7 protein-coding genes are annotated in these 6,131 nt (G+C 75.8%); 5 read left to right on the top strand and 2 right to left on the bottom strand.

The window, feature by feature from the left end:
• Positions 1 to 40: 40 nt before the first annotated feature.
• The 5 genes from G6556_RS01700 (at position 41) to G6556_RS01680 (ending at position 4,436) form a co-directional block, all read left to right on the top strand.
• Entirely contained in the window at positions 41 to 922 is an 882-nt protein-coding gene (locus G6556_RS01700; RefSeq protein WP_166938024.1) for a LysR family substrate-binding domain-containing protein, read from the top strand.
• A 9-nt stretch (positions 923 to 931) separates the two neighbouring features.
• On the top strand, positions 932 to 1,666 hold the full coding sequence (locus G6556_RS01695; RefSeq protein WP_166938022.1) for a Sir2 family NAD-dependent protein deacetylase: 735 nt from the start codon (positions 932 to 934) through the stop codon (positions 1,664 to 1,666).
• Between the two features lie 50 nt (positions 1,667 to 1,716).
• On the top strand, positions 1,717 to 2,211 hold the full coding sequence (locus tag G6556_RS01690) for a hypothetical protein (RefSeq protein WP_166938020.1): 495 nt from the start codon (positions 1,717 to 1,719) through the stop codon (positions 2,209 to 2,211).
• Positions 2,212 to 2,305: 94 nt separating this feature from the next.
• Entirely contained in the window at positions 2,306 to 2,863 is a 558-nt protein-coding gene (locus tag G6556_RS01685; RefSeq protein ID WP_346774661.1) for a PadR family transcriptional regulator, read from the top strand.
• Between the two features lie 70 nt (positions 2,864 to 2,933).
• Complete coding sequence (locus tag G6556_RS01680) at positions 2,934 to 4,436, top strand: DHA2 family efflux MFS transporter permease subunit (protein ID WP_166938016.1); 1,503 nt, start codon at positions 2,934 to 2,936, stop codon at positions 4,434 to 4,436.
• Between the two features lie 120 nt (positions 4,437 to 4,556).
• Here the strand turns inward: G6556_RS01680 and G6556_RS01675 are convergent, their stop codons facing one another.
• On the bottom strand, positions 4,557 to 5,609 hold the full coding sequence (locus G6556_RS01675) for a cation transporter (protein ID WP_166938014.1): 1,053 nt from the start codon (positions 5,607 to 5,609) through the stop codon (positions 4,557 to 4,559).
• Positions 5,606 to 6,082: a transporter substrate-binding domain-containing protein gene (locus tag G6556_RS01670; RefSeq protein WP_166938012.1), complete on the bottom strand. Its 477-nt coding sequence runs from the start codon at positions 6,080 to 6,082 to the stop codon at positions 5,606 to 5,608. The genes G6556_RS01675 and G6556_RS01670 overlap by 4 nt, the downstream gene beginning before the upstream one ends.
• Between the last annotated feature and the right edge of the window lie 49 nt (positions 6,083 to 6,131).

The raw sequence follows: 6,131 nt of genomic DNA, 5'->3' as shown, positions 1-6,131 counted from the left end.
CACCAGGATACGGACGCGCGGCGCGGCTACGCTGACGGCGATGTCCGAGCGTCCCGAGACCGCGTCCGCCGAGCCCGCCGACCGCACCGCGACCGACGGGCCGCGGTTCCGGCTGCTGCTCGTCCCCGGTGTCGTCCCCGCCTCGTGGATCCGCACCTGGCGCGAGCGCGTCGCCGACGTGCCGCTCGAGCTGGTGCACGCCACCGCCGCGGACGCCGGGTCGGTCCTGGCCCGGGGCGAGGCCGACGCGGCGCTGCTGCGGCTGCCGGTCGACCGGGACGTGCTGTCGGCGATCCCGCTGTACGTCGAGACCACGGTCGTGGTGCTGCCGAAGGACCACCTGCTGACCGCCCTCGACGAGGTGGGTCCGGACGACCTGGCCGAGGAGACCGTGCTCACCCCGGCCGACGACGTCCTGCGCTGGCCGGACGCGCCCGGGGAGCCGTCGCTGCTGCCGCAGCCCGCCACGACGGAGGAGGCGGTGGCGCTCGTCGCGTCGGGCGTCGGCCTGCTCCTCGTGCCGCAGTCGCTGGCCCGGCTGCACCACCGCAAGGACCTGACGTACCGCCCGCTGACCGGGGCGCCCGGGTCGCAGGCCGCGCTGGCCTGGCTCGCCGACCGGGACGGCGACCCGCTGGTCGAGGAGCTCATCGGGATCGTGCGGGGGCGGACCGTCAACAGCTCCCGTGGCCGCGGCGCGACGGCGCCGGCGGACGCCGCCCCGACGGGCAAGGACGCGCGGGCGGGCCGCACGGGCGGCGCCGGCAGGGGCGGGGCCGGCAAGACCGCCGCCGCGAAGGGCGCGGGCGGCAGGAGCGGCGGCACCCCGGCGCGCGGCGGCCGGCCGTCGTCCGGGTCGGGCGGCGGGCGTGGCCGGTCCGGCGGACGACCCGGCTCGTCCCGCGGCCGCAAGGGGCGCTGAGCGGTGCACATGCCGGCCCCCGGCCTCCGGGTCACCGTCCTCACCGGCGCCGGCGTCTCGACCGGCGCGGGCATCCCGGACTTCCGCGGGCCCGACGGCACCTGGACCCGGCACCCCGAGCAGGCCGAGCTGCTCGAGATCGACCGGCTCGTCGCCGACCCGGACGTCCGGCGGCGCGGCTGGGAGATGTGGCGCACGCACCCGGCGTGGACGGCACGGCCCGCGGCCGGGCACCGCGCCCTGGTCGACCTGGCGGCGGCCGGCCGGCTGCAGGCGCTCCTCACCCAGAACTTCGACGGGCTGCACCAGGCCGCCGGCTCCGACCCCGACGACGTCGTCGAGCTGCACGGCACGCTGCGCACCACGTCCTGCCTGGTCTGCGGCGACCGGCAGCCGACCGCGTCCGTGCTCGCGCGCCTGGACGCCGAGCCCGACCCGCCGTGCGCGGTGTGCGGCGGCATCCTCAAGCCGGACGTCGTCTACTTCGGGGAGCGACTGCCCGACCGGGCGCTGGAGCGCGCGATCGCGGCGGCCACCGACGGCGACGTGCTGCTGGCCGTGGGGACGACGCTGACCGTGCAGCCGGTGGCCAGCCTCGCCGCCCTGGCCGCCGACTCCGGCGCCGAGGTGATCATCGTGAACGCCGAGCCGACGCCGTACGACCGGATCGCGGACCGGGTGGTCCGGGAGCCGATCGAGGAGGCGCTGCCCGCCCTGGTCGCGGAGCTGCTGGCGCGCCCCTGAGCCGCGGTCGACGACTCAGCCTGGACCCCCCAGGCGCCGATGACCAGGGGGTGAGCCGCACCCGCACCGCCGTCCTCGTCGCCGTCCCGCTCGCGGCGGGCGCGGTCGCCCTGACGCTGTACGCGGGGCCGTACTGGGTCGACGTCGCGCGGCACCGGCTCGACGAGCAGCGCTGGCCCGAGCAGCGCGCGCGGATCGAGACCGCCCTCGACGCCGTCGTCCTGCCGGAGGGCTACGAGCCGATCGACTGCGCGGACGGCTTCGGGGCGGGCGAGGCGGCCCGGTGCTGGCGGACCGCGGCGCTGCCGGCCGACGCCGCGGCGGACCTCGCGCCCGCGCTGGCGGCCGTCGGCGTCGAGGTGCTCGACGACGGCGTGGGTCCCGACATGCGCGGCGCCCCGGCGACGGCGTCCGCGATCGGGCTGCTCGAGGGCCGGTCCGTGCTGCTGAGCGTGACCCGCGAGCTCGACCGCGCGAACCTGCCGGAGACCCCGTTCGCCGACACCGCCGTCGCGGAGCTGACGGCGGACCTCGCCGCTCCCTGACCCGTGCCGCGTGGCCCGCGTCACGCCGCGCGGACTTCCCTGCATGGGACAGACGTCCTATAGTCCACGTGGAGTAATCAAGGAGGAGCATCACGTGGCCCGCACCCTCACCCCGCTCGCCGTCGCGATCCTCGGGCTGCTGGTCGAGCGACCCCTGCACCCCTACGAGATGCACCAGGTGCTCCTGCACCGCGCCACCGACCGCGTCGTCAAGGTCCGTCCCGGCTCGCTCTACCACTCGGTGGACCGGATGCACCGCGACGGCCTGCTGCGGGCGGTCGGCACCGAGCGCGCCGGCAACCGCCCGGAGCGCACCACCTACGAGATCACCCCCGCCGGACGCGACGCGCTCACCGAGCAGCTCGCCGCGATGATCGCCGCGCCGGTCAACGAGTACCCCCGCCTGCCGCTCGCGCTGGCGGAGGCGCACAACCTGCCCCGGGACACGGTGCTGGACCTGCTGCGCGACCGGCGGGCCCGGCTCGCGGCCGAGCTCGACGACCTGCGCGCGGGCGTCGACCGCGTCCGGGCCAAGGACCTCCCGGCCCGCTACTGGGTCGACCTGACGTACCAGATCGCGGTCTACGAGACCGAGTCGACCTGGATCGGCACCTTCATCGAGGGCATCGAGTCCGGCGACATCGCCTGGTGACCCGGCGGCCACCAGCCGCGCGCCCTTCCACCCCGCTCCACGCGAGCAAGCTCCCCTGCGAGGAACCCGCATGTCCGAGACCGCCCGTCCCTGGCCCGCCCTCTGGGCGCTGGTCGTGGGCTTCTTCATGATCCTGGTCGACACCACGATCGTGTCGGTCGCCAACCCCGCCATCATGGCCGGGCTCGGCACCGACATCGACGCGGTCATCTGGGTGACCAGCGCCTACCTGCTCACCTACGCCGCGCCGCTGCTGGTCACCGGGCGCCTCGGCGACCGGTTCGGGCCGAAGCCCGTCTACCTCACCGGCCTGGTCGTCTTCACGCTCGCGTCGCTCGCCTGCGGCCTGGCCGGGTCGATCGGCGTCCTGATCGCCGCGCGCGCCGTCCAGGGCCTCGGCGCCGCGCTGATGACCCCGCAGACGATGGCGGTCATCACCCGCATGTTCCCGCCAGACTCGCGCGGCAAGGCCATGAGCCTGTGGGGCGCCGTCGCCGGCGTCGCGACCCTGGTCGGCCCGATCCTCGGCGGCGTGCTCGTCGACGGCCTCGGCTGGGAGTGGATCTTCATCGTCAACGTGCCGATCGGCGTGGTCGCGTTCGTGCTCGCCTGGCGCCTGGTGCCGCGGCTCGAGACCCACGCGCACCGGTTCGACATCCCGGGCGTCGTGCTCAGCGCGCTCGGCATGTTCCTGCTGGTGTTCGGCATCCAGGAGGGCCAGTCCTACGACTGGGGCCTGATCGGCGGCTGGCTGCCGGTGTGGGGCGTCGTCGGCGCGGGCGTGGTCGTGCTCGCGGTGTTCGTGTGGCACCAGGCGCGCTCCACGGTCGAGCCGCTGCTGCCGCTCGGCCTGTTCCGGGACCGGAACTTCGCGCTCGCCAACGGCGCGATCAGCGCCCTCGGCTTCACCGTGACCTCCATGTCGCTGCCGCTGGTCTTCTACTACCAGCTCGTGCTCGGCTTCTCCCCCACCCGGTCCGCGCTGATGCTGGCGCCGATGGCGGTCATGACCCTGGTGCTGTCGCCCGTGATCGGGCGCAAGGTCGACACCGCCAACCCCCGGAACATCGCCCTGGTCGGCATGCTGCTCCAGGCCGGCGCGCTGGTGTGGTTCTTCCTCTGGCTGAGCCCGGACCCCGACCAGTGGGCGCGGCTGCTGCTGCCGAGCGCGGTGCTCGGCGTGGCCAACGCCTGCCTGTGGTCGCCGATCTCGTCGACCGCGACCCGGAACCTGCCGCGCGCGCAGGCGGGCGCCGGCTCCGGCGTGTTCAACACGACCCGGCAGATCGGCTCGGTGCTCGGCTCCGCCGCGATCGCCGCGCTCATCCAGGCGCGCCTCGTGGCCGAGCTGGGCGCGGGCGCGGCGGACTCGACCGGCGCGGCCGAGGCGGCGGGCTCGCTGCCCGAGGCCCTGACCGGCGGGTTCTCCGACGCCATGGCCCAGTCGCTGCTGCTCCCGGCGGCGATCGCGCTGGTCGGCGCGGTGCTGGTGGCGTTCTTCGTCCGTCCGCAGCGCAGCGCCCCCGCCGCCCCGGCGGCTGCCTCGCCGGCGACGGAGCGCACCCCCGCCTGACGCGCCGAGTGAGCAAGGAACGCGCCGAGTGAGTATCCGCCGGGTACTCACTCGGCGCGTTTTCTGCTCACTCGCGGTGCGCGCCGGGCCGGGCGGCGCGGCGCCGGGCGGCGGCCCCCGTCAGCGCCTGCCGGCGCCCGCGCGGCGCTCGTCCTCGCCCTCGGCGGCGGCGACGCCCGGCAGCATCTCCTCGGGCAGCTGCTCGACCGGCACCACCACGAGGTCCTGCACCTTCCAGTCGAGGGCGGTGGCGGCCTCGCGGGCCTCCGCCAGCTCGCGGAGCGTCGGCGCGCGGCCGTCGCGGGGCACGACGAACGCCTCGACGTGGAACACGTGCCCCTGGTCCCGGACCCGGGACCGCGCGTCCTCGACCCAGGGCAGCGCCCGCAGCCGGTCGTCCACCTCGCCGGTGAGGGGGTGCGGCTCGTCGCCGTCGACGGTGGTGGCGCGCGCGTCCATCAGCGCCCCGGCGGCGACCCGCAGGTTGCTGATCCCGTCCCGCAGGATGCTGACGGAGATGAACAGCGCCGCCGCGGAGTCGGCCCACCACAGGCCCGCGCCGATGCCGAGGATGCCCACGACCGACCCCAGCGCCGTCATCCAGTCGGCCTTGTTCATGTCGGCGTCGGCGTACAGGACGCGGTCGTGCAGGGTGCGGGCGAGCGGCATCTTCGCCCGGCCGAGCAGCACCGGCGGGATGCCCGTCAGCACCATCGCGCCGATCATCGGCCAGCCGGCCCAGAACACGTGGTCGCCGAGATGCATGACGCCCACCGGCGGATGCTCGGCGGCGAGCAGCCCGCTGCCCGAGTCGAGCACCAGGAACGTCCCCATCGTCAGCAGCGCCGCCGCCGCCACGAGGTGCCCGACGCCGACCGACCGGTGGTAGCCGTAGGGGTGCGCGGTGGTCGGCCGGCGCCGCGCGAACCGCACGGCCACCAGGAACGACACCGGCGGGATGAACGACAGCAGGTCCTCGGCCCACGCGGCCTTCATCGCCTGCGAGCTACCCATCACCAGGTAGACGAGCGTGACCCCGACCAGCAGGAACGCGATGGTGGCCCAGGCGAGGCGGATCGCCCGGCGCAGGGCGGCCGACTGCTCCTCGGGGAGCTCGGTGTGGCCGAACGTGACGCCGTCCCCGGGCCCGCGCGCCGGCCCCCGGCCGCTCACGGGAGCACGTCCCGGTGCTGCTCCAGCAGGAAGGTCTCCAGCCGGACGAGGAACGCGTTCTCGCCGAGCGGCGCGGCCATCACGTGCGGCTCGGGCTCGCCGTGCTCGTCGGGGACGGTCGTGTACGGCGTGGTCAGCGCCGCCTGCGCCGACCACGGCGACCGCCCGGTGAGGCCGCCGATCACCAGGTCGAGCTCGCCGGCCTCGAGGTCGCCGACGAGGGTCTCCTCGCTGCCGGTCGTCCAGTCGACCTCGGCGTCGAGGGTCTCGGCGAACTCGGTGACGATCTCGGCCTCGAGCCCGGACGGCGGGACCCCGTCCTCGACCTCGGTCCACGGCGGGTTGGCCGTGACCCCGACCCGGAGGGCGTCCCCGGTCACCCGCTCCAGCGTGCCGTCGGGGTCGGCGGGGAACCCGCCCGAGCACCCCGCGAGCAGCGCCGCCGTCAGCAGCAGTCCTGCGGTGCGTCTCATGCGGCCCGAGTGAAGCGCCTTCCCGGCGTCGCCGCACCTCGGGGCCGCG

This window comes from Cellulomonas sp. IC4_254 (assembly GCF_011603975.1).
GTDB lineage: Bacteria > Actinomycetota > Actinomycetes > Actinomycetales > Cellulomonadaceae > Cellulomonas.
This window is presented reverse-complemented; position numbering and strand designations above follow the sequence as displayed.